At 72.3% G+C, this 19,922-nt stretch carries 23 protein-coding genes and 1 tRNA gene; 11 read left to right on the forward strand and 13 right to left on the reverse strand.

Annotated features, from left to right (window positions below):
• Positions 1-12 precede the first annotated feature (12 nt).
• Positions 13-582, reverse strand: coding sequence for a fasciclin domain-containing protein (locus IEX89_RS04125; protein WP_188909859.1), 570 nt, complete (start codon positions 580-582; stop codon positions 13-15).
• 221 nt (positions 583-803) lie between these two features.
• On the opposite strand from IEX89_RS04125, the gene IEX89_RS04130 reads away from it, so the two are divergent.
• The 4 genes from IEX89_RS04130 to IEX89_RS04145 all read left to right on the forward strand — a co-directional run bounded on the left by IEX89_RS04130 (position 804) and on the right by IEX89_RS04145 (position 3,832).
• The gene (locus IEX89_RS04130) at positions 804-1,169 is read left to right on the forward strand and encodes a YciI family protein (RefSeq protein ID WP_188909861.1); all 366 of its coding nucleotides are present in this window, start codon (positions 804-806) and stop codon (positions 1,167-1,169) included.
• Positions 1,166-2,422: an RNA polymerase sigma factor gene (locus IEX89_RS04135; protein ID WP_188909863.1), complete on the forward strand. Its 1,257-nt coding sequence runs from the start codon at positions 1,166-1,168 to the stop codon at positions 2,420-2,422. Before IEX89_RS04130 ends, IEX89_RS04135 begins: the two co-directional genes overlap by 4 nt.
• A 79-nt stretch (positions 2,423-2,501) precedes the next feature.
• Positions 2,502-3,059 (forward strand): sigma-70 family RNA polymerase sigma factor, encoded by a 558-nt coding sequence (locus IEX89_RS04140; protein WP_188909865.1) that lies wholly within the window; start codon positions 2,502-2,504, stop codon positions 3,057-3,059.
• The gene (locus IEX89_RS04145; protein WP_188909867.1) at positions 3,056-3,832 is read left to right on the forward strand and encodes an anti-sigma factor; all 777 of its coding nucleotides are present in this window, start codon (positions 3,056-3,058) and stop codon (positions 3,830-3,832) included. Before IEX89_RS04140 ends, IEX89_RS04145 begins: the two co-directional genes overlap by 4 nt.
• 13 nt (positions 3,833-3,845) lie before the next feature.
• Here the strand turns inward: IEX89_RS04145 and IEX89_RS04150 are convergent, their stop codons facing one another.
• The 7 genes from IEX89_RS04150 to IEX89_RS04180 form a co-directional block, all read right to left on the reverse strand.
• Positions 3,846-4,781, reverse strand: coding sequence for a DUF5996 family protein (locus IEX89_RS04150; RefSeq protein ID WP_188909869.1), 936 nt, complete (start codon positions 4,779-4,781; stop codon positions 3,846-3,848).
• Positions 4,782-4,822: 41 nt separating this feature from the next.
• The gene (locus IEX89_RS04155; protein WP_188909871.1) at positions 4,823-5,143 is read right to left on the reverse strand and encodes a GNAT family N-acetyltransferase; all 321 of its coding nucleotides are present in this window, start codon (positions 5,141-5,143) and stop codon (positions 4,823-4,825) included.
• Positions 5,144-5,226: 83 nt separating this feature from the next.
• Positions 5,227-6,168, reverse strand: coding sequence for a GGDEF domain-containing protein (locus IEX89_RS04160; RefSeq protein ID WP_188909873.1), 942 nt, complete (start codon positions 6,166-6,168; stop codon positions 5,227-5,229).
• A 175-nt stretch (positions 6,169-6,343) separates the two neighbouring features.
• Positions 6,344-6,907 carry a putative glycolipid-binding domain-containing protein gene (locus tag IEX89_RS04165; RefSeq protein WP_188909874.1) on the reverse strand — a complete coding sequence of 188 codons (564 nt, stop codon included), beginning with the start codon at positions 6,905-6,907 and terminating at the stop codon, positions 6,344-6,346.
• Between the two features lie 124 nt (positions 6,908-7,031).
• Positions 7,032-7,108: transfer RNA gene (locus IEX89_RS04170), tRNA-Arg, on the reverse strand.
• A 147-nt stretch (positions 7,109-7,255) separates the two neighbouring features.
• Positions 7,256-8,767, reverse strand: coding sequence for a sensor histidine kinase (locus IEX89_RS04175; protein ID WP_188909875.1), 1,512 nt, complete (start codon positions 8,765-8,767; stop codon positions 7,256-7,258).
• An 18-nt stretch (positions 8,768-8,785) separates the two neighbouring features.
• A complete protein-coding gene (locus IEX89_RS04180) occupies positions 8,786-10,240 on the reverse strand; it encodes a dihydrolipoyl dehydrogenase family protein (RefSeq protein WP_188909876.1) in 1,455 nt (484 codons plus the stop codon).
• A 791-nt stretch (positions 10,241-11,031) separates the two neighbouring features.
• Between IEX89_RS04180 and IEX89_RS04185 the strand changes: the two genes are divergently transcribed.
• On the forward strand, positions 11,032-11,427 hold the full coding sequence (locus IEX89_RS04185) for a helix-turn-helix domain-containing protein (protein ID WP_188909877.1): 396 nt from the start codon (positions 11,032-11,034) through the stop codon (positions 11,425-11,427).
• Between the two features lie 123 nt (positions 11,428-11,550).
• Positions 11,551-12,579, forward strand: coding sequence for a histone deacetylase family protein (locus IEX89_RS04190; RefSeq protein WP_188909878.1), 1,029 nt, complete (start codon positions 11,551-11,553; stop codon positions 12,577-12,579).
• Positions 12,580-12,589: 10 nt separating this feature from the next.
• On the opposite strand, the gene cutA is transcribed toward IEX89_RS04190, so the two are convergent.
• Positions 12,590-12,907 carry a divalent-cation tolerance protein CutA gene (gene cutA, locus IEX89_RS04195; RefSeq protein ID WP_188909879.1) on the reverse strand — a complete coding sequence of 106 codons (318 nt, stop codon included), beginning with the start codon at positions 12,905-12,907 and terminating at the stop codon, positions 12,590-12,592.
• Positions 12,908-12,957: 50 nt separating this feature from the next.
• Here cutA and IEX89_RS04200 point away from each other — a divergent pair, with 50 nt between their 5' ends.
• Genes IEX89_RS04200 through IEX89_RS04210 form a run of 3 tightly spaced genes read left to right on the forward strand, consistent with a single transcriptional unit; the run spans position 12,958 to position 14,838 of the window.
• Complete coding sequence (locus tag IEX89_RS04200) at positions 12,958-13,728, forward strand: NAD kinase (RefSeq protein ID WP_188909881.1); 771 nt, start codon at positions 12,958-12,960, stop codon at positions 13,726-13,728.
• Positions 13,729-13,746: 18 nt separating this feature from the next.
• A complete protein-coding gene (locus IEX89_RS04205; RefSeq protein ID WP_188909883.1) occupies positions 13,747-14,238 on the forward strand; it encodes a response regulator in 492 nt (163 codons plus the stop codon).
• Positions 14,239-14,244: 6 nt separating this feature from the next.
• The gene (locus IEX89_RS04210) at positions 14,245-14,838 is read left to right on the forward strand and encodes a hypothetical protein (protein ID WP_188909885.1); all 594 of its coding nucleotides are present in this window, start codon (positions 14,245-14,247) and stop codon (positions 14,836-14,838) included.
• A 16-nt stretch (positions 14,839-14,854) separates the two neighbouring features.
• Here the strand turns inward: IEX89_RS04210 and IEX89_RS04215 are convergent, their stop codons facing one another.
• The 3 genes from IEX89_RS04215 to IEX89_RS04225 all read right to left on the reverse strand — a co-directional run bounded on the left by IEX89_RS04215 (position 14,855) and on the right by IEX89_RS04225 (position 17,544).
• Complete coding sequence (locus IEX89_RS04215) at positions 14,855-15,322, reverse strand: DUF1203 domain-containing protein (protein ID WP_188909887.1); 468 nt, start codon at positions 15,320-15,322, stop codon at positions 14,855-14,857.
• Between the two features lie 90 nt (positions 15,323-15,412).
• Positions 15,413-16,627: a DUF2336 domain-containing protein gene (locus tag IEX89_RS04220; protein ID WP_188909889.1), complete on the reverse strand. Its 1,215-nt coding sequence runs from the start codon at positions 16,625-16,627 to the stop codon at positions 15,413-15,415.
• On the reverse strand, positions 16,624-17,544 hold the full coding sequence (locus tag IEX89_RS04225) for a transglycosylase SLT domain-containing protein (RefSeq protein ID WP_188909897.1): 921 nt from the start codon (positions 17,542-17,544) through the stop codon (positions 16,624-16,626). Before IEX89_RS04225 ends, IEX89_RS04220 begins: the two co-directional genes overlap by 4 nt.
• A gap of 132 nt (positions 17,545-17,676) precedes the next feature.
• Between IEX89_RS04225 and IEX89_RS04230 the strand changes: the two genes are divergently transcribed.
• Positions 17,677-18,162: a MaoC family dehydratase gene (locus IEX89_RS04230; RefSeq protein WP_188909899.1), complete on the forward strand. Its 486-nt coding sequence runs from the start codon at positions 17,677-17,679 to the stop codon at positions 18,160-18,162.
• A 29-nt stretch (positions 18,163-18,191) separates the two neighbouring features.
• Positions 18,192-19,058, forward strand: a complete 867-nt coding sequence (locus tag IEX89_RS04235; protein WP_188909901.1) for an HpcH/HpaI aldolase/citrate lyase family protein — start codon at positions 18,192-18,194, stop codon at positions 19,056-19,058.
• 7 nt (positions 19,059-19,065) lie between these two features.
• Here IEX89_RS04235 and IEX89_RS04240 read toward each other — a convergent pair whose 3' ends face one another.
• On the reverse strand, positions 19,066-19,896 hold the full coding sequence (locus IEX89_RS04240) for a sulfite exporter TauE/SafE family protein (protein WP_188909903.1): 831 nt from the start codon (positions 19,894-19,896) through the stop codon (positions 19,066-19,068).
• Positions 19,897-19,922: the final 26 nt, after the last annotated feature.

Here is a 19,922-nt window from a genome sequence, read left to right on the forward strand (position 1 = left end):
TGGCGCGCCGCCTTACGGCAACATCACCTTGTCGATGACGTGGATGACGCCGTTCGACTGCATCACGTCGGCGATCGGCACGCGGGCCGTGTTGCCCTGGTTGTCGGCGATGTAGGGGCCGTTGCCGTTGCGGTCGAGCAGGACGGCGAGCGTGCCGCCCTCGACCGTCGTCAGCTCCGCCTGGCCGTCCGATCGCTGCGCGAGCGCGAGGAGCTCGGCGGCGGTGTAGGTGCCGGGCACGACGTGGAAGGTCAGCACGTCGGTGAGCTGGCCCCGGTTCTGCGGCTCGAGCAGCGTGTCGACCGTGCCCGCCGGCAGGCGCGAGAAGGCGCGGTTCGTCGGCGCGAAGACCGTGAACGGCCCCGGCCCCGAGAGCGTGTCGGCGAGGCCCGCGGCCTGGACCGCCGCGACGAGCGTGGTGTGATCGGCGGAGTTCACCGCGTTCTCGACGATGGTGCGCGTGGGAAACATCGGCGCGCCGCCCACCGTCTTCACGGCCTGCGCGGAGGCGGCGCCGGCGCCGAGCGACAGCACGGCCCCGAGGGCGGCGGCGGAGGCGAGGTTCTTCAAGGTCTTGCTCATGGGAGGCTCCTCGTGGCTGCGATCCTCTCCTTCGGATCGAGGGCAGCTACGGAGCCCACGTCGCGCGGGTTTCGGAGGGCCCGGCGCGCGGGGGAGAAAAATTTCCGGCCTCCTGTCGATCGGCCCTCCCCTCGCGGCTCATACGGTCGAGCGCACCGTCGTGCGCCGGCCGTGGCGCGCACGAGGCCGCCGGGCTAAGCTTCGATCAGGAGACCCGAGCCATGCAGTACATGCTGATCTTCCGCGAGGAGGAAGAGTGCTTCTCGGCCCGCACCGACCCCGAGCGCTCCGGCGCCTATTGGGGCGCGTGGGGCGCCTACATCGCCGCGCTGAACCAGGCGGGAATCGTCGTGAAGGGCGACGGCCTGCAGCCGCCGCACACGGCGACGACGGTGCGCCTGCGCGACGGGCGTCGCGACGTCCAGGACGGGCCGCATCCCGACACGAAGGAGCAGCTCGGCGGCTATTTCGTCATCGAGGTGCCGACGCTCGACGCCGCCATCGACTGGGCCGCGCGGGCGCCCTCCGCCTCCGCGGGAAGCGTCGAGGTGCGTCCCGTCCTGCCGCCGATGGCGCCGCCCGCATGAGCCCGGACGCGCGCCGCGCCGCCGACGCCGCGGCGCGCGCCTCCTACGGTCGCCTCGTGGCGATCCTCGCCTCGCGCAGCCGCGACATCGCGGCGGCGGAGGACGCCCTCGCAGACGCCTTCCGCCTGGCGCTCGAGACGTGGCCCGAGCGCGGCGTCCCCGATCGCCCGGAGGCCTGGCTTCTCACGGTCGCGCGGCGCGGGATGGGCCGCGCCACGCGCCATGCCGCCGTGCGGGGCGCAGCGGCCGCGACGCTCGCGCTCCTCGCGGAGGAGACCCGGGACCGCGAGCCCGACACGATCCCCGATGCGCGCCTCGCCCTGCTCTTCGTCTGCGCCCATCCGGCCATCGACGAGACCGTGCGCACGCCGCTCATGCTGCAGACGGTGCTCGGGCTCGAGGCGGCGCGGATCGCACCCGCCTTCCTCCTCGCGCCGGCGGCAATGGCGCAGCGGCTGGTGCGGGCCAAGGGCAAGATCCGCGACGCCGGCATCCCCTTCGAGACGCCCGACCTGGCCGAGCTGCCCGAGAGGCTCGACGCCGTGCTGGCCGCGATCTACGCCGCCTTCGGCACCGCATTCGACGAGACGCCGGGCGTCGCCGGCACGACCGAGCGCGAGGGTCTCGCGGGCGAGGCGATCCACCTCGCGCGCCTCCTCGCGGCGCTCCTGCCCGGCGAGCCGGAGCCGCTCGGCCTCCTCGCCTTGATGCTCTACGTCGACGCGCGGGCACCGGCGCGACGCGGCGCGTCCGGCGCCTATGTCCCGCTCTCCGAGCAGGACCCGCGGCTCTGGTCGCGCGAGGCCGTGATCGAGGCCGAAGCGGCGCTCGTGCGCGCCGCGCGCATGGGGCGGCCCGGGCGCTACCAGACGGAAGCCGCGATCCAGGCCGTCCACGCGCAGGCGCGCATGACCGGCCGGCACGAGCCGCGGGCTCTGTGCATGCTCTACGACCACCTCGCGCGCGAGACGCCGTCGCTCGGCGTCGCCGTGGCGCGCGCGGCGGCGCACGGGGACGCGTGGGGGCCCGATGCCGGCCTCGCCCTCCTCGCCGCCCTGCCGCCGGAGCGGGTCGCCGGCTACCAGCCCTTCCACGCCACGCGCGCGCATCTCCTCTCGCTGGCGGGCCTCGGCGCGGAGGCGCACGCCGCCTTCGATGCCGCCCTCGCGCTGACGCGGGACGAGGCCGTGCGCGATCATCTCGCCCGCCGGCGCGACGCGCTCGTCACGGACGCCGGGTACATGTCCGCGTGACTTCCATGCCGAAGCGGCGTGACTTCCGCGCGCATCGCGCTATGTCTGCCACGACCGTGTGCCGAGCGACGAGGATCGCGTGCGTCATTCCCCCGAATCGGAGGAGCCTCTCGAGGCTCTTCTCGCGGCCGTCGCGGGCGAGGATCGCGCCGCCTATCGCCGGCTCTACGAGCGCACCAGCGCGAAACTCTTCGGCGTCGTGCTCCGTATCGTCAAGGATCGGGGCATGGCCGAGGAGGTGCTGCAGGAGGTCTATCTCGGCATCTGGCGCGGCGCCTCGTCCTATGCGGCGGAGAAGGCGCGGCCCATGACCTGGATGATCACCATCGCGCGCAACCGCGCCATCGACGCCGTGCGCGGCCGCCGCGAGGTTCTGCTCGATCCCGGCGAGGACGGCGAGGACCGGATCGCCGCGATCCCCGACCCGTTCGACGCCGCCGCGACCTTCGCGGATCGCGACGCGCTGACGCGCTGCCTCGATCTGCTCGAGGAGGCGCATCGCCATTGCATTCTCCTCGCCTATTGCGAAGGCTGGTCGCGCGAAGAGCTCGCCGCCCGCACGGGCAAGAACGTCAACACGATCAAGACCTGGCTGCATCGCGGCCTCGCCACGCTCCGGGGGTGCCTGTCGTCATGAGCGCCGGGACGGACATGTTCGAGGGAGAGGACGACGCGCTCGCGGGCGAGTACGTCCTCGGCACGCTGCCGCCCGCCGAGCGCGTCGCCTTCGAGGCGCGCCTGCCGCGCGAGCCCGCGCTCGCCCGCGCCGTCGCCGACTGGCAGGAGCGCCTCGCGCCGCTGGCGGAGGCCGTGGACCCCGTCGAGCCGCCGGCCGATCTCCTCGCGCGCATCGAGGCGCGGCTGGAGGGACGGGCCGCGGGCTCGGTGGCCACGGCTGCCGGGGCTGCGGGCGAGCGCGGAGGCGACGTGGTCTCGCTCGACGAGGTGCGCCGCCTGCGGCGCTCGCTCGCCGGCTGGCGCCTCGCCGCCGGCGGGCTCGGCGTGCTCGCGGCGGCGCTCGTCGCCGTGGCGATCCTGGCACCGGGCACCTTCGCGCCGCTGCCGCCGGACGAACCGGCGGCGGAGCGCTACGTCGCCGTCGTCGATCGCGGCGGGGAGCTTCCCGCGCTCATCGTGCAGGTGGACGTGGCGAGCGGCCTCGTGCGCGTGCGCGCGCCGGCCGCGGAGGCGCCGCCCGAGCAGGCGCTCGAGCTGTGGCTCGTGGCCGATGGCGACGCGCCCCGCTCGCTCGGCCTCGTCGAGGACGCGAGCGACATCCGCATCGAGCCCGCCGTCGCCCGCTCCGCCCCCGGCGCCACCCTCGCCGTCAGCGTCGAGCCCCCGGGCGGCTCCCCCACCGGCGCCCCGACGGGCCCGGTGGTCTACACGGGCGTGCTGATCCCGCAGTGAGGAGCGTGGCGGTTCACCCCACCGCCCGCGGCACGCGCGGGACGCCGCGGGCGCATTCGAGGGCGGCGCGGTCCCAGGCGGCGGTCTCGGCGGCGGCGGTGTAGGTGCTCTCCAGGAAGGCGAGGAGCGTCGCCTGCGGGTCCTCGGCCGTGCGCACCGCCTCGTAGGGCAGGAGGAACTCGCCCAGCGTCGCGTTCCACGTCGCCGCCGCGGGCGTGACCGGCGCGCGGGCGAAGGCCTCCGGCGTCGGGTAGGCGTACGAGTAGAAGGCCGCGTCCATCCCGTTGCCGCCCGGCCAGAAGCCGGCGGAGGAGACCTCGTGGGAATAGGCCTCGCGGGTGACGCTGTCGGGCAGGTTCGGGATGCCGCCGGGATGAGGCGGCGCGCGCCGCCCCGAGAAGCGCGTCACCGCGAGATCGAACGAGCCCCAGAACAGGTGCACCGGCGAGACCTTGCCGAGGAAGCTCGTGCGGAAGAGCTGGAACACGCCCTCGATCGACAGGAGCGCCCGGTGGAAGCGCTCGACCGCGTCCGCGTCGTAGGGGCGCGGGCGCAGGTCCTCGGCGAAGGGCACGGCGTCCGGGATCTCGTTCGGCCGGCCGTGGATGGCGAAGGTGCCGCCGAGCGCGCCCACCGCGTCGCGGGCGCGGGCGAGGAACGCCGCGACGCTCATCGGGCCGAGCGGCACCTCCTCGCGGGCGCCGGACGCCGCCTCGGCGACGAGGAGATGATCGCGCAGATCGAGCGTCAGCGCGATGGCGCCGGCGGGATCGGGCACCGGCCCCGTGGTGAGGCCGCGGGGGGAGACGTAGAGCGTGGCGTGCCAGGAATGGTTCACCCAAGGCGCATGGGCGAGGCGGTACTTGCCGAGGATCTGGCACCAGAGGTGCAGCGCGCCGCAGGTCTCGCGCCAGGGCTCGTAGGGGAGCGGCGGCCAGCGTTCGTCCATTGGGGGTCCCTCCCCTCGCGCCGGGCGGGACGCCCGCACGCTCAGCGTTTCACGACGTCGTGGAATTCGGGATGGCGCTCGATCGTCGCCTTGGCGAACGGGCAGAGAGGTATGATCGTCTTGCCGGCCGCCCGCGCGTCCTCGACGGCGCGGCGCACCAGGACGAGGCCGAGCCCGCGTCCGCGCAGCGCGTCCGGCACGCCGGTATGGTCGATGATGATCAGGCTCTCGCCGGCGCGGGTGTAGGTCATCTCCGCCTCGTGCCCGTCGAGAGCGACGACGTAGCGACCCTTGGAGCCGTTGTCCTCGTGGCGGACCGGCGGGTCCTCCGCTTCGGGCGTGGCGGCGCTCTCCTGGGACATGCCTCGACCTCCGGCGCACGGCCACGCTCGATCGTCCGCGAGGGTACAGGAGATCGCCCGGGGCGCAAGCCGGCCCGCGCCGCTCAGAGCGCCGCGAGCGCCCTGCGCCCGGTCTCGACCGCGTCGACGATCCGGTCGCGCCCGCCCTCCTTCGCCGCGTAGAGCGCGCGGTCCGCCCGCTCGATGGCGCCGTCGAGCCCGGGCTCCCGGAACACGTCGAGAGCGGTGAAGCCTCCCGAGATCGTGATCGCGCGTCCCGGGCAGGCCTCGACCTCGAGCCGCGCCACGGCCGCGCGGACGCGCTCGGCGACGTCGCGGGCAGCAGCCGCGTCCGTGCACGGCAGGAGGAGCGCGAATTCCTCCCCGCCGAGCCGCCCGGCGAAGGCGCCCTCCCCCGCGACGTCGGCGATGATCCCCGCGACGGCCGCGATGACGGCGTCGCCCGCGGGATGGCCGAACGTATCGTTGATCGACTTGAAGCGATCGATGTCGAATAGGACGAGCGCCGTCTCGGTCCCGGCGCGCCGCGCCGCGTTGAGGATGCGCACCGAGCCGTCGAAGAAGCCCATGCGGTTGGCGAGACCCGTGAGGGCGTCGGTCGAGGCCTGGTGCTCGCGCCGGCGCAGCTCCACCTCGAGCCGCTCGCAGACGATGCGCACGGTCGCCATCAGCTCGGACGCCTCGTCGTCGTCCCGCAGCGGCAGGTCGGGCAGGATGCGTGCGGTGTTGTAGGCGCGCAGCGCCCCGATGGAGCGCACGATGGGAGCCAGCGCGGCGCGCACGGCGACGAGCGTCATCCCCGTGCCGACCAGCGTCGCGACGAGCAGCGTGATCAGAGCCGGCGCGCTCTGCTCCAGCGGAACCGCGCCGCCGAGCAGCACCGTCACCGTGAAGGCGACGAGGGGGACGTGCGTGCCGACGAAGCAGACGAGGAACAGCCGCAGGACGTAGCTGCGCCCGAGAGGAAGGCGGCGGAGGATGTCGTAGAAGGTGAGGTCGTCCCGGGCTGCTGCACTCGCTGACATGCTGGTCTCCTGCGCGAACAGGCGACGATGAGGCACGCCAGGGGTGAAAACGCCGGTTAACAGAACCACCGAATCTTAGGCGATCGGTTCCGTTCCGGAGCGATGTGGCGGGGGAACGTCGCTCGTACGCGCTGCTAAGCTTCGAAACGGAGTGTTCGAACAGCAGGCGGGTGGCTCAGGGCGTCGGGGCGACGCGCTCGAAGAGGTGCTCGTAGGTCACGACGAGCCCCTCCCCGTCCACCCGCAGCTCCGCCTCGAAGCCGCTGGCGCGGCCGAGATCCACGTAGCGCAGCCTGTCCGGGCCGAGCCGGTCGTAGCGCTGGCGCGATCGCTCGACGCGCATCGTCGCGCCGTCGAGATAGCAGACGTCGAGCGTCAGGCTGGCGCCCGGAGCCCGAGGCGTCCGGCGGATGGGCAGAGTGTTGCAGAACGGGGTGACCGACAGGTCCGGCTCCTCGGCGCCGTCCAGGTCCGGCCGGTGGGCGCCGTCGACGCTCCAGCAGTCGCCGATGCGCTCGAGGACGACGTGCGCACGGCCCGCGGCACCCCAGCGCTCGACCTCGAGCCTCCTGGTGCGCCAATCCCCGGAGAGAAGCCAGCGATAGTCGAGCCGATAGCCACCGTCGTCGCTGCCGACGACGCAGGAGCAGGCCTCGACGGCATCGGGAGCGACATCGAGCGAGAGGCGCTCGAGGGCGGGGACGTCGATGCGCCGCCAGAACAGGATCTCGTGCCCCACGCCCGCATCTCCATAGCGTGCGCCGCGTTCCGCCGAGGTCCTCGGAGACCACCGCGCGGTCATGAGTATTCCGCGGCCGAAGGCATCGGCGAAAACGTGTTCGTTGACATATCTTGAAAAGAAGTGGCGCGCCCGAAAGGATTCGAACCTCTGACCCCCAGATTCGTAGTCTGGTGCTCTATCCAGCTGAGCTACGGGCGCCTGCCGTCGCGGCGATGTCGTTGCGTCGTCGCGAGGCCGGCTGAATAGAAAATCGCGGGCGGCTTGGCAAGCGGGTTTTCGCGTCGCGACGAACTTTTTTCCACGCGACCTGCCGCCCGGCGCGCGTCCCGCGGGCGCAAAGCCCGTTCAGGCCTCGCTTCTGCGTCGATCGGGGATCTCGATGCGAAAGCACGCACCCGGCTCTTCGGGCTCGTGCACGATGCGCCCGCCGTGAAGGCGCACGATCTCGGCGCAGATGGCGAGGCCGAGCCCGGTACCGGAGGCGCGGGTCGCGCCCTTGAAGGCCTCGAACAGGTGCTCGACGGCCTTGGGCGGCAGGCCGGGGCCGGTGTCGGAGACGCGCACGACGCAGGTCGCGCCGGTGCGGAAGGCCTCGATCTTCAGGATGCGCTCCGCGCCGGGCGCGCGGGCGAGCGCCTGGACCGCGTTGCGGGCGAGATTGACGAAGACGCGGGCGATCTGCTCGCGGTCGGCGTCGATCGTCACGTCGGGCGCGATCTCGAGCACGAGCCGCGCGGCGCCCTCCGGCACGCTCTCCGCGTCCGGCACGGCGAGGCCCGGCACGGCGTGGAGATCCGTGAGCACGTCGAGCAGCGGCAGCACCTGACGGCTCGGCGTCGGCTCGACGGCGCGGCCGTAGGCGAGCGTCGCCTCCGAGAAGTCGATGGCGCGCTGCAGCGTGCCGATGAGGCGCGGCGCGATGCGCTGGACGGTGGGGTCCTCCACGTCCGACAGGCGATCCGAAATCAGCTGCGCGGAGGCGAGCATGTTGCGCAGATCGTGGTTGATCTTGGCGACGCCCAGGCCGAGCTCGGCGAGGCGGCGCTTGGATCGCAGTTCCTCGGCGAGCGCCTTCTCCGTGCGCTCGAGCGCCCGCTCGGCGGTGCCGATCTCGTCGGTGCGCCGGCTCGGCGCGATGATGCGCGAGGCGTCCTCCGGCGCCTGCGAGAACTGGGCGAGGTTCGCCGAGAGGCGCCGCACCGGGCGCACGATCAAGGCCTGGAGCGCGAGGTAGACGAGCCCGGCGGTGATGCCGGAGATGATCAACGAGAGAACGAGGATGTTGCGCGAGAAGGCGAGGAGCGCCTCGCGCAGGGGCGCGGGATCGAGGACGATCTCGACGAAGTCGATCGCCTCGGCGTCCGGGCCCGTCCCGTCGCCGACGACGCGCAACATGCCGGGCGCGCGGCCGAAGAGCGTGTCGAAGGCCGAGCCGATCGCGGCGAAGGCGCCCTGGCTGCGCAGGTCGACGGTGCGCGAGACCTCGGGCGGCATGCTGACGTCGACGGCGAGGAGACGGCGCGTGCCCCCGCCGCGCACGGCGACGAGCTCGGCGCCGACGCCGGCCAGCAGCTTCTCCTGCAGCTGCGGCATGTCCGCGTCGCCCGCGTCGAGGACGAGGGCGGCGATCTGGGCGGCGGCGAGCCGGTCCGAGAGCCAGTTGCGCTGGAAGTTCGCGACGGAGGGTACGTAGATCAGCACCTCCGCGACCATCACGAAGGCGATGGTGAGGAAGAGCAGGCGCCCCGAGAGGCCGATGCGCAGGCGGCGCGGGGCGCGCGCAGCCGCCGAGAGCGCCGCGCCCGCGTCCTGCGGCGCGATCTCCCGCGGCCTTTCGGCGATGCCCGCCTCCTCCATGCGCCCTCCGTCCGCGCGTCAGCCGAGCGTCCGGACGAGACGCCGCCAGCGCTGCACCCACGGGTTCGTCGCGAAGGGCCGAAGAGTTTCGACGGCGGCGCGTTTCGTCAGCTCGGAATAGGTCGGATACGGCATGACGATCCCTGCGATATCCCGCGCCTTCAGGCCCTTGGCCATGGCGAGCGTCCAGAGAGCGATCAGCTCCCCAGCGTGCGGGGCGGCGATGGTGCAGCCGAGCACGCGCCCGTCGCGCCCCACGAACGCCTTGACGAGGCCGTGCGTGCTCCGCTCGGCCTGCGCGCGGTCGTTCTCCGCGACGGGCCAGCGCAGGATACGCGCCCTCTTGTCCTTGCGAAAGGCCTCCTCCTCCGAAAGGCCGACGGCGGCGATCTCCGGGTCGGTGTAGACGACCCGCGGGATCGTGGTGGGATCGACCTTCGCGGGCAGGCGGAAGAGCGCGTCGCGCACGACGAGGGAGGCGTGGTTGCTCGCCGCATGAGTGAAGCGCAGGCCGCCGGTGCCGCCGGTGGCGCAGTCGCCGATGGCGTAGACGCGCCGGTTGGACGTCCGCAGCCGCGCGTCGACGGCGATGCCGTCCGGCCCGTGGGCGATGCCGGCCGCCTCGAGGCCGAGCCCCTCCACCGTGGGCTCGCGCCCGGTGGCGACGAGGAGGTGCGAGCCCTCGATGTGCTCCTGGCGGGCGCCCTCCCCCGCGCGCAGGCGAAGCCGCACGCCCTCCCCCGCGCGCTCGGCGCCCAGCACCTCGACGCTCTCGCGCAGATCGACGCCCTCCGCGCGCAGCGCGGCGGCGAGGATGCCCGCGACCTCGCGATCCTCCCGCGGCAGGACGGGGCCGTTCGACAGGAGCGTGACGGCGGCGCCGAGGCGCCGATGCGCCTGGGCGAGCTCGAGCCCGATCGGGCCGGCGCCGACCACGAGGAGCCGGCTCGGGCGCTCGGCGAGGTCGAACAGCGTCTCGTTCGTGAGGAAGGGCGTCTGCGCGAGGCCCTGGATCGGCGGCACGAGCGGGCGCGATCCCGTGGCCAGCACGAAGCGGCGGGCACGGATGCGCGCGGCGCCGGCTTCCATCGTGCGCGCGTCGACAAAGCGGGCCTCCTCGGCGAGCACGGTGACGCCCATGGCGCGGTAACGCGCGACCGAATCGTTGGGCGCGATCGCGGCGATGACGGCGCGCACGTGGTCGCGCAGCGCCGCGTAGTCGACCTCGGGCTCGTGCGTCGCGACGCCGAACGGCCCGCCGGTGCGCGCCGCATGGGCGTGCGCCGCCGCGGCGATCACGGATTTCGAGGGAACGCAGCCGTTGAAGAGGCATTCGCCGCCCATGAGGCCGCCGCCGGCGCCCTTCTCGACGAGGACGACGGAGGCGCCCAGCGATGCGGCCACGGCGGCGACGGAGAGGCCCGCGGCGCCCGCGCCGACGACGCACAGATCGGGCTCTAGGAGGTCGGTCATCTGAATCCTCGCTGTGGCTCTCGCATGCGGGGGTGAAGGAGGCAAGGGAGCGTGAGAGGCTGGAGCGGTGGTGCCGCAAGCCGCGATCATTTTGCCGGCGAGAAATGGCGATGAACGAGACAGCGGATTCGGCTGCAGAAGATTTGTTGACGCAAAGTCGTTCCGCCCGCCGTTCAAGTCCCGAGCACGTCGCTCGCAGTCGATGCTGTCTTATGAATGTCACAACTCTGCAGAACGAAGATCTGCATACTATACCATTTCACCGCTGTGTGGGGCATCTTTTGATTGCAGACCCTCATGGCTTGGCGGTCACTCGGATTCATTGTTGAGAATTTTGAGCAAACTTGAACGAGAGGGCGGCGGGAGAGCGGCAATGGTGCCCATTCGGCCGCGCAGATTCGCACGAATCGGCCAAATCGTTGCGCAGCAACGGGTTACTCGGCCAGCGGACGCCTCTGGACCGTCTGTTGCCGCCCAGCGTCACGGTTGGAGACCCGACGCATTTCGTGCATTTACCCAAAATCAAGATATGGATATGCGCACGAACCTTCAGCGAAACCCCACATTCTGCCTCTGCTCAGATGCGGGCCGAGACGCCCTATGCGCCTGCGCTCTCGGCGATTTCAGCGTTTGTCGATTAATTCTCTGCAATTCCGTGCACGTGGCGCTAAACTACCCACGACAGGCATCGCGAGACTCGGACCAACGGATTTCTGCACCCCTTCCATTTACAGGACCGGAAAAAAGCCATATCAGTGTCTGCACACTCAACCCGAGATCAGTGGAAGATCATGTCAACTCGTTGCCCCACCGACATCGACCGCTTCGTCGGTCAGCGTATTCGCCTGGCGCGCCGTATCGCCAAGATGAGCCAGCAGAAGCTGGGCGAGCAGATCGGCGTGACCTATCAGCAGATCCAGAAGTACGAGAACGGCACCGACCGCATCGGCGCCGGGCGCCTGCATCAGGTGTCCCTGTCGACCGAGCAGCCGATCGAGTTCTTCTTCTCGTTCTCGGACGACGTCGAGCCGACCCAGAGCGATCGCCAGGACATCCTGGCCGACGACGGCGTGCAGCGCCTCATCGTCTCGGCCTCGAAGATCAAGTCGCGCAAGCTGCTCGACAACCTGGCCCAGATCGCCGAGACGTTCGCCTCCGCCGAGGTGACCGAGGCCCCCAAGGCCTGACGGCCGGTTCCGCATCGCCTGCGGCTTCGCGGCGCGCTCCACCGTTCCCCGGAGCCGCGCGCCGCGACGCATCCTTCCGATCCTGTGCGATAGTTCTTCTGCACGAGTTCGGAGAAACGAGCAATGCGGGCCTTTCATGACGCGCGCGCCCTCGCGCACGATCCCGATAGCTATTTCCGGCGCGGCACCATCGTCGCGCATCCGGAGCAGGGCGAGCGCTGGACGCTCCTGCGTGACGCCATCGCCGACGCGCACGATCTCGTCGCGCCCGCCGATCACGGCGAAGCGCCGATCCTCGCCGTCCACGACGCCGCGTACGTCCGCTTCCTGCGCGAGGCATGGTCTCGCCGCGGCGAGCTGCCGGGCGGAGCAGACGCGGCCGAGATCCTGTCGGGACATTTCGCGCGCCCGCACATGAGCCGGCGCCCGGAGGGCATGCTCGGCCTCATCGGCTACCACACCGCCGATACGTCGACGCCGATTCGCCCGGGAACGTGGGAGGCGGTGCACGCCGCCGCGCAGGTGGCCGTCAGCGCCGCGGACGCGGCGCTCGAGGACGGTCGCGCCTACGCGCTCTGCCGTCCGCCCGGGCACCATGCCTATGCCGACTCGGCCGGCGGCTTCTGCTTCCTCAACAATTCCGCCATCGCGGCCGAGCGGCTGCGCACCCGCCATTCCCGGGTCGCCGTGCTCGACATCGACGTTCATCACGGCAACGGGACACAAGGCGTCTTTTACACACGCGGTGACATCCTCACGATCTCTATCCACGCGGATCCTGCGGATTATTTCCCCTATTACGCCGGGTACGCGGATGAAGTCGGGGTCGGCGACGGCGAGGGGGCAAATCGCAACATCCCCCTCCCCCACGGCTCCGGCGACGCGCCGTGGCTCGCCGCCATCGAGGACGCGCTGGAGGGCATCGCCCGCTTCGCGCCCGGGGCGCTCGTCGTCGCGCTCGGCCTCGACGCGTCCAAGGACGATCCGATCGGCGCGCTGGCCGTGACCACCGACGGCTTCGCCCGCGCGGCCGAGACGATCGCACGCGCGGGGCTCCCCACGGCCATCGTCCAGGAGGGCGGCTATCTCTGCGAGGCGCTGCCGCGCAACCTGCGCGCCGTCCTCGACGCCTACGACGCGGCCTGCGGCTGAGCCGCGACGATCACGCCCCCGTCGCTCCCATCAGCCACGCGGTCGTGGGCGCGTCGGCGCCGACGGGGATCGTGAGGACCACCGGCGTCTCGTAGGGATGCGTCTCGCGGATCGTCGCCGCGACCGCCTCCTCCAACCCCGAGCGCGTCTTGACGAGGCCGACGATCTCGCCGGCCTCCTCGATCGCACCCTGCCAGGAATAGACGCTGCGCATCCCCGGAATGAGGTTGACGCAGGCCGCGAGCCCGCGCTCCACGAGCGCGCGCGAGACGGCGGCCGCGGCCGCCTCGTCGGGAAAGGTCGTGTAGACGAGGAGCGGGCGTTCCATGCTATGCCTCCCGGTGTGCGTTTCGTCCCGACGATAGGTGGCGCAGTCTCATGAGCCGTGGCAAGGCGATCGCGTTCGTGGCGAGCGAGCATCCCGAGGCGCAGGCCGCCGCGGAGCGCCTGCGCGCGCGCTATCCCAACGTCGTGCCGGAGGCCGCCGACATCGTCGTGGCGCTCGGCGGCGACGGGCTGATGCTGCAGACGCTCCATCTCTTCATGGGCGTGGAGAAGCCGATCTACGGCATGAATCGCGGCTCCGTCGGCTTCCTCATGAACGACTACCGCGAGGACGGCCTGATGGAGCGCCTCGCCAGCGCCCAACGCGCCGTGGTGCATCCGCTGCTCATGACCGCGGTCGACACGCAGGGGAAGATGCACACGGCACGCGCCATCAACGAGGTCTCGCTCTTGCGCCAGACGCATCAGGCGGCCAAGCTGATCATCGCGGTGGACGGCAAGGTGCGCATGCCCGAGCTCATCGCCGACGGGATCCTCGTCGCGACCCCGGCGGGCTCCACCGCCTACAATTTCTCCACCGGCGGGCCGATCCTGCCGCTGAACGCCCCGCTCCTGGCGTTGACGCCGATCTCCGCCTTCCGCCCGCGGCATTGGCGCGGCGCGCTCCTGCCGGACCACGCCCGCGTCGCCATCGAGGTGAAGGAGCCCGAGCTCCGCCCCGTCGCGGCAGTGGCGGACCACACCGAATTTCGCCGCGTCGCTCGGGTGGAGGCCTCCCTCGATCGGACGGTGGACCTCGTCATGCTGCACGATCCCGGCCACGGCCTCGACGAGCGGATCCTGCGCGAGCAGTTCGGCCCCTGACGCGTCGTGTGAGCCGCCATGCGCATCGCCTTCGAAAACCTGAGCTTCATCGTCGCCGAGGACGACCCGTTCTGGCGCCGGCTGGTGGTCGCCTGGCTCGAGGCCTTCGGCGCGCGCTCCGTGCGCGACACCGCCGACGGCGCCCGCGCGCTGGCGCTGATGAACGAGGCGCCGGCCGACGTCGTCGTCACCGATTGGGAGATGCCGGGGCTCGACGGCATCGCGCTCACGAAGGCGCTGCGCGATCGCAAGACGAGCCCGGACGCCTTCGTGCCGATCCTGATGCTCACCGCCTACGGCGAGCGCGGGCGGGTGATGCGGGCGATGCGCGCCGGCGTCAGCGGCTATCTCGTCAAGCCGACGACGCCGCAGGCCTTCTACGAGCGCCTTCTCGCCGTCCTCGCCGACACGCGGCCCTTCGTGGCGACGCCCCATTATTTCGGGCCGGACCGCAGCCGGCCGCAGAGCTTCGCAGGCCCGCCCGCGCCGCCGCCCGTACCGGAGGAGTGAGCGAGCGTGCGCATCATCCCCGCCCCCCGCGACAAGGCAGCCGCCAAGAGCCGCGACGGCAAGACGGGCTCGTCGGCCAAGTCCGCAGCCGGAAAGCCGTCCGGCACGAAGCCCTCCCCCGCGAAACCCGCGCCTCCCCGCGAGACGGTGCCCGTCCCGGATCGTTTGCGGGCGAAGGCGCTCGCCTTCGACGCGGATTACGAGGAGGCGCTCGCCGCCGCGGTGTCGCGGGCGCAGGCCGCGGAGGTGCGGGTGCGGGCGCAGGCGGGCGAGACCCTCGCCGAGGAGGCCGCGCGCTGCGCCGGCATCGTGGAGGGGTTCGACCCGGCTCAGGCCGCCTCGCGGACGCGCTCGCTGCGCGCAGCCCACCGCCTGCGCGGCGCGGCGCTCGGCCTCGCCGTACCCGTCGTGGCGCGCATGGCGGCGAGCCTCGCGCGGCTCGTCGAGCGCGCGGGCGCACGCACGCCCGTCGCTCTCGTCGCCGCGCATGCGGACGCGATCCGCGCCGCGGTGTCGCCGAAGGCCGAGCCGCGCGCGGCCGAGGTGGTGGCGCGTGAGCTGGAGGTGGCGGTCGACGCCGTGCTCGCGCGCCTGAAATGACGCGCCGAGGCGGTCGCTACGCCCGCTCGATGCGCCCGGAATAGCAGCCGCGCTTCGCGTAATGCGCGTGGATGACGCTGACCTTCGGATCGGCGAGAAGCCGCTCGATCACCGGCTCCACCACGGCGCCCTCCACCACGTCCGCGTCGCGCATCATGCCCTCGTCGTCGAAGGCGCGTAGCGAGAGCAGGCGCCGGCGCATCACCTCCGGCACGATTCCCACCCGGTCGAACGTCTCCCGCGCGCCCTCGCGCACGAAGATCGCGTGCGTGGCGCGGTAGGGCGACGAAGCGGGCATGGAGACGTGGTTGAGGAGGAGCACGGTCTCGCCCACCGGGACCTCGCGCATCTCGATGCGATCGGGATAGCCCGGCTCGCCGTCGACGATCATGCGGCGGGCGTTGTGCAAGGCCAGCGCCTCGTCCGAGAGGCCGTAGAGCGGGAGAAAGGGTTCCGGCGAGAGGCCGGTGATGCGGAAGGTCATGGCTTCGTCCTCGGAATGGTGCAGTGGTCGATGCGCCGGAGGACACCACGGCCCGGGCCGAGCCGGCCACCCGTTTCCGCTGCTACCGCGTCACGCGGCGATCCCGAGCCTGCGCGAGCGGATCGCCTCGACGATCCCGCGCTCCACGTGGGAGAGCGCGACGTCGAGGGCGGCGTCCTCCGCCATGACGCGGCTCGCCTCGCGCGCCTCCTCGCGGGCGGCCTCCACCTCGTAGCGACGCAGAAGGACGAGGAGCTTGCCCGCTTCCTCCGCCGGCAGCGCCGCGCAGGCGGAGAGCACCCGCTCGACCATGCGCCGGGAGAGCTGCGCGCCGACGCCCGCCCCCTCCCCTTGCGGCTCGCGCAGCGCCGAGAACGCCGCCTCGAAGGCCGGAAGCAGCGCCGGCGGCAGCTTCGCGCGGCGGTAGAGCGCGGGGAAGCCGGCCCCGCGCGGATCGTGCAGCAGCGCGACGACGCGCTTGGCCGGCATGTCCGCGAGATCGGCGAAGGCGGCCTCGACGAAGGGCATGGCGCGCGAGAGGACCGCACGAAGGATCATCGCAGGCGTCAGCTGCCCCGTACGTCGCAGGTGGGTGACGAGCCGCAGCGCGTCGGCAGCCGGGCCGGCGGAGAGCGCGACGGTCGTCTTCTCCCGCGCCTCGCGCACGATGCGCGCGGAGCGCTCCGCCGACAGCCAGCCGCGCTCGACCACGAAAAGCTCGAGGCGCGACGCGAGCGCCACCGCGATCGCCTGGCGCACGTCCACGGGGCAATCGGCGCGCGCGAGCAGCGCTTCGCGGATCTCGGGATCCTCGCCGAGCCGCTCGTTGATCCGCGCGAAGGTGGAGACGGCGAGGGTGGCGCCGGGATTGCCGAGGAGCTCCGACACGGCCTGGGCGCAGGCGATCTCGGCGAGCGCGGCGGCGACGGCGGAGGTCAGGCGCGGGCGCAGCGCGATGGCGGTCTGGACGAAGTCGTCGCCGAGGGCAGCGGCGTCGACGAGGTCGGCGTCGGTCAGGAGCGGCGAGCGGGCGAGCACCAGGGCGGCGATGGCGCTCTGGTCGGAGGCGAGCGCGACGACGATGTGGCGCGGCGCGTCGGGCGCGTTGGCGACGGCCTCCGCGAGGGCCCGCCGCACGAGCGGCGAGGGATCGTCGAGCATCGCGGTGAGCGCGGTCTCGGCGTCGCGGCGATCGGCGGGGGCGAGCTCGCCGTAGAGATAGGCGCGGGCGAGCGCGCTCACGGCCTCGGCGCGATCGCCGGGAGACGCGGTGCGGGCCCAGAGCAGGAAACGGCGAACGATCATCGCGCCCCCCGTGCGATCGCCGCGAGGTCGAGCGGACCCGACGGCGGGGCCGCGCGTACGGTGCTCGCGGCCGCCGGGACGGCGGCCGGCGTCGGCATCGCGCCCTCCGGCGGCGCGCTCCACAGGCTCGCGACGGCTCCGGAGACGGGGCCCGGTGCCGCCTGATCGGTGCGGAAGAGGCCGTGGAAGGCCGGGCCGTCGGCGCGGGCGAAGGCGAGCGGGGTATCGGGCGCGAAGGCCGGCGCGGCGCTCGCCGCCGTCGTCGCGGTGCCGCGCGCGCGCTCGTGGGCGGCGGCGATGACGCGGTAGAGCTCGCCGACGCTGCGCGGCGCGCCCTCCGCATCGCGGAAGAGTGCGGGGTTCGCCTCCGCCGCCCGCGGGAACAGCGCGGTGGCGGACGTCTGCGGGTCCGTGCTCGCGGCGCGGATCAGCGTCGCCGCGCCGCTCGCGCCCAGCACGTGCGCCACGGCGAGATCCGATTCGCTGGGCGCCCGGCCGAGCGCAGCCTCGAGCGCCTCGGCGTTGCGGTTCGTCAGCACGCCGGCGAGCTGGGCCGCGATGCGCGGGTCCTCGCGCAGAGCGAGGATCTCGGCGCGCATCCGCGGGTCGGCGACGCCGAAGCGGCCGTCGGCGTCGCGCGTGATCGCGCGCGCCTCCTCGCCGAGCCCGAGGCGCGCGCCCTCGCCGTCGACGAGGCCGAGCCAGGTCTGCTCGATGAACTGGAAGAGCCCCGTGGCGGAGGACGTGCTCGCCTTCGCGCTCGGGTCGAGCGCCGATTCGCGTTGCGCGGCGGCGAGGAGGTAGTCGAAACTCAGCCCGTTCGCCCGCGCGCCGTCGCGGATGGCGTCGACCACCGGCGGCGGCGTCGCCGCCCCGGCGGGGCCGTTCTGCGCGGGAAGCGAGGTGAACAGGAACATGACGCGCCGCTCGTTCTCCGGCCCGGTCGCGCGGGGCGGGCGCGGCTCGGGTCAGGAGCGCATCCTCGCCCGATCATGGTAAACGAAGGCTTTAAGCGGCGCCGTTCGTGCGCCGACGAAGAGGAGACGCACATGCCCGACGAGGCGCAACGCCACCCGCGCGGCGGGATCTACTTCGAGGATTTCGCGCCCGGCAGCGTCATCCCCCATCGCCTCACGCGCACCGTGACGCAGATGGACAACATGCTGTTCTCCAACATGACGCTGAACCCGCAACCGCTGCACATCGATGCGCATTTCTGCGAGACGCAGACCGAGTTCGGCCGCCCGCTGATGAACTCGCTCTTCACGCTGGGGCTGATGATCGGCATCTCGGTGAACGACACGACGGTGGGCACGACGATCGCCAACCTCGGCATGACCGACGTGACCTTCCCCGCGCCGCTCTTCGAGGGCGACACGATCCGCTGCGAGACGGAGGTGCTGGAGAAGCGCGAATCGAAATCGCGCCCCAATGCGGGCATCGTCACCTTCCATCACAGGGCCTTCAAGCAGGACGGCACGCTCGTCGCGCAATGCCGCCGCCAGGCCTTCATGCTCAAGCGCCCCGCCGCCTGAGACGCCCACATCCGAGGAGCCCCGTTCTCATGCGTTCCTACCTCTTCGTCCCCGGCGACAGCGAGAAGAAGCTCGAGCGTGCGCTCTCCGCCGGCGCGGACGCGCTCATCGTCGACCTGGAGGATTCCGTCGCGCCCGGCGAGAAGGCGCGCGGACGCGAGGTCGCCGCCGCCTTCCTCGCCCGCGCCGCGGAGCAGGAGGGCGGGCCGCGCCTCTACGTGCGGGTGAATGCGCTCGACACCGATCTCATCGGCGCGGATCTCGATGCGGTGATGCCCGCGGGTCCCGCGGGCATCGTGCTGCCGAAGGCGTCCGGCGGGCAGGACGTGGCGCATCTCGCGGCGATGGTCGCCGTGCGCGAGGCGGAATACGCGCTGCCCGACGGCGCGACCGCGATCCTCGCCATCGCCACGGAGACGGCGCGCGGCGTCTTCGCGCTCGGCACATACGGCGGCTCGAGCCATCGGCTGCGGGGGCTCGCCTGGGGCGGCGAGGACCTCTCCGCGGACATCGGCGCGGAAGCCAACCGCGATGCCGCCGGCGCCTATACCGAGCCCTACCGGCTGGTGCGCGCGCTCGCGCTGATGGGCGCGGCCGCGGCCGAGGTCGACGCCATCGACGCCGTCCACACCACGTTCCGGGACCTCGATGCGCTCGCCGCCGAATGCCGCGAGGCCCGCCGCGACGGCTTCGTCGCCAAGCTCGCGATCCACCCGGCGCAGGTGCCGGTGATCAACGAGGCCTTCACGCCTTCATCCGACGAGATCGCCCGGGCGCGGGCCATCGTCTCGGCCTTCGAGGCGAATCCCGGCGCGGGCGTGGTCGCCATCGACGGCGAGATGATCGACATGCCGCACTTGAAGCGCGCCCGCCGCGTGCTCGCGCGAGCGGGGTGACGAACGGTCACTCGAAGATCGACACCACGAACCGCAGGCACACGAGCGCGAGGAAGATGCCGAAGGCGACCTCGAGCTTACGCTTGGGCCAGGCGTGGGCGAGGTTCACGCCGATCTGGGCGGTGATCAGCGTCGTCGGCACGACCAGCAGGAAGCCCAGGAGCGAGACGAAGCCGATCGCGTCGGGCGGCAGGCCCTCCTTGCCCCAGCCGGCGAAGACGTAGCCGATCGCGCCGGGGATCGAGATGATCAGCCCCAGCCCCGCGGACGTCGCCACGGCCTGGTGGATGCCGCGCCCGTGCAGCGTCATCAGCATGTTCGAGATCTGCCCGCCGCCGATGCCCATCAGCGCCGAGGCGAGGCCGATGAAGGAGCCGTAAGCGCGAAGCAGCCAGCCCTTCGGCAGGTCGGTGGCGAGCCGCCAGGTGTCGTTGCCGAAGAGGAGCTTGATCGAGTTGAAGCCGGCCACGAGGATGAAGACGAGCTTGAACACCCACGGATCGGCGAAGCGCGCCACCGCCGAGCCGACGAGCACGCCCACGATCACCGGGACCGCCCAGGACTTCAGGAGCGCCATGTCGACGGCGCCCTTCTTGTAGTGCCCGCGAAAGGACTTGATCGAGGTGGGAATGATGATGGCGAGCGAGGTGCCCACCGCCAGCGGCATGCGCACCTCCTCGTCGACGCCCAGCAGCCGGAAGGCCTCGAACAGGATCGGCACGATGATCGCGCCGCCACCGACGCCGAACAGGCCCGCGAGCACGCCCGCCAGCGCACCGGCCGCGAGGAGGCCGGCGGCGAGCATCGCGAGATCGCCGAGGGGAATGCCGAGGAACATGGAAAGCCCGCCTGTCGCGCACGTGA

Origin of the sequence: Salinarimonas ramus, from assembly GCF_014645695.1 — a bacterium.
In the GTDB taxonomy this organism is placed as follows: domain Bacteria; phylum Pseudomonadota; class Alphaproteobacteria; order Rhizobiales; family Beijerinckiaceae; genus Salinarimonas; species Salinarimonas ramus.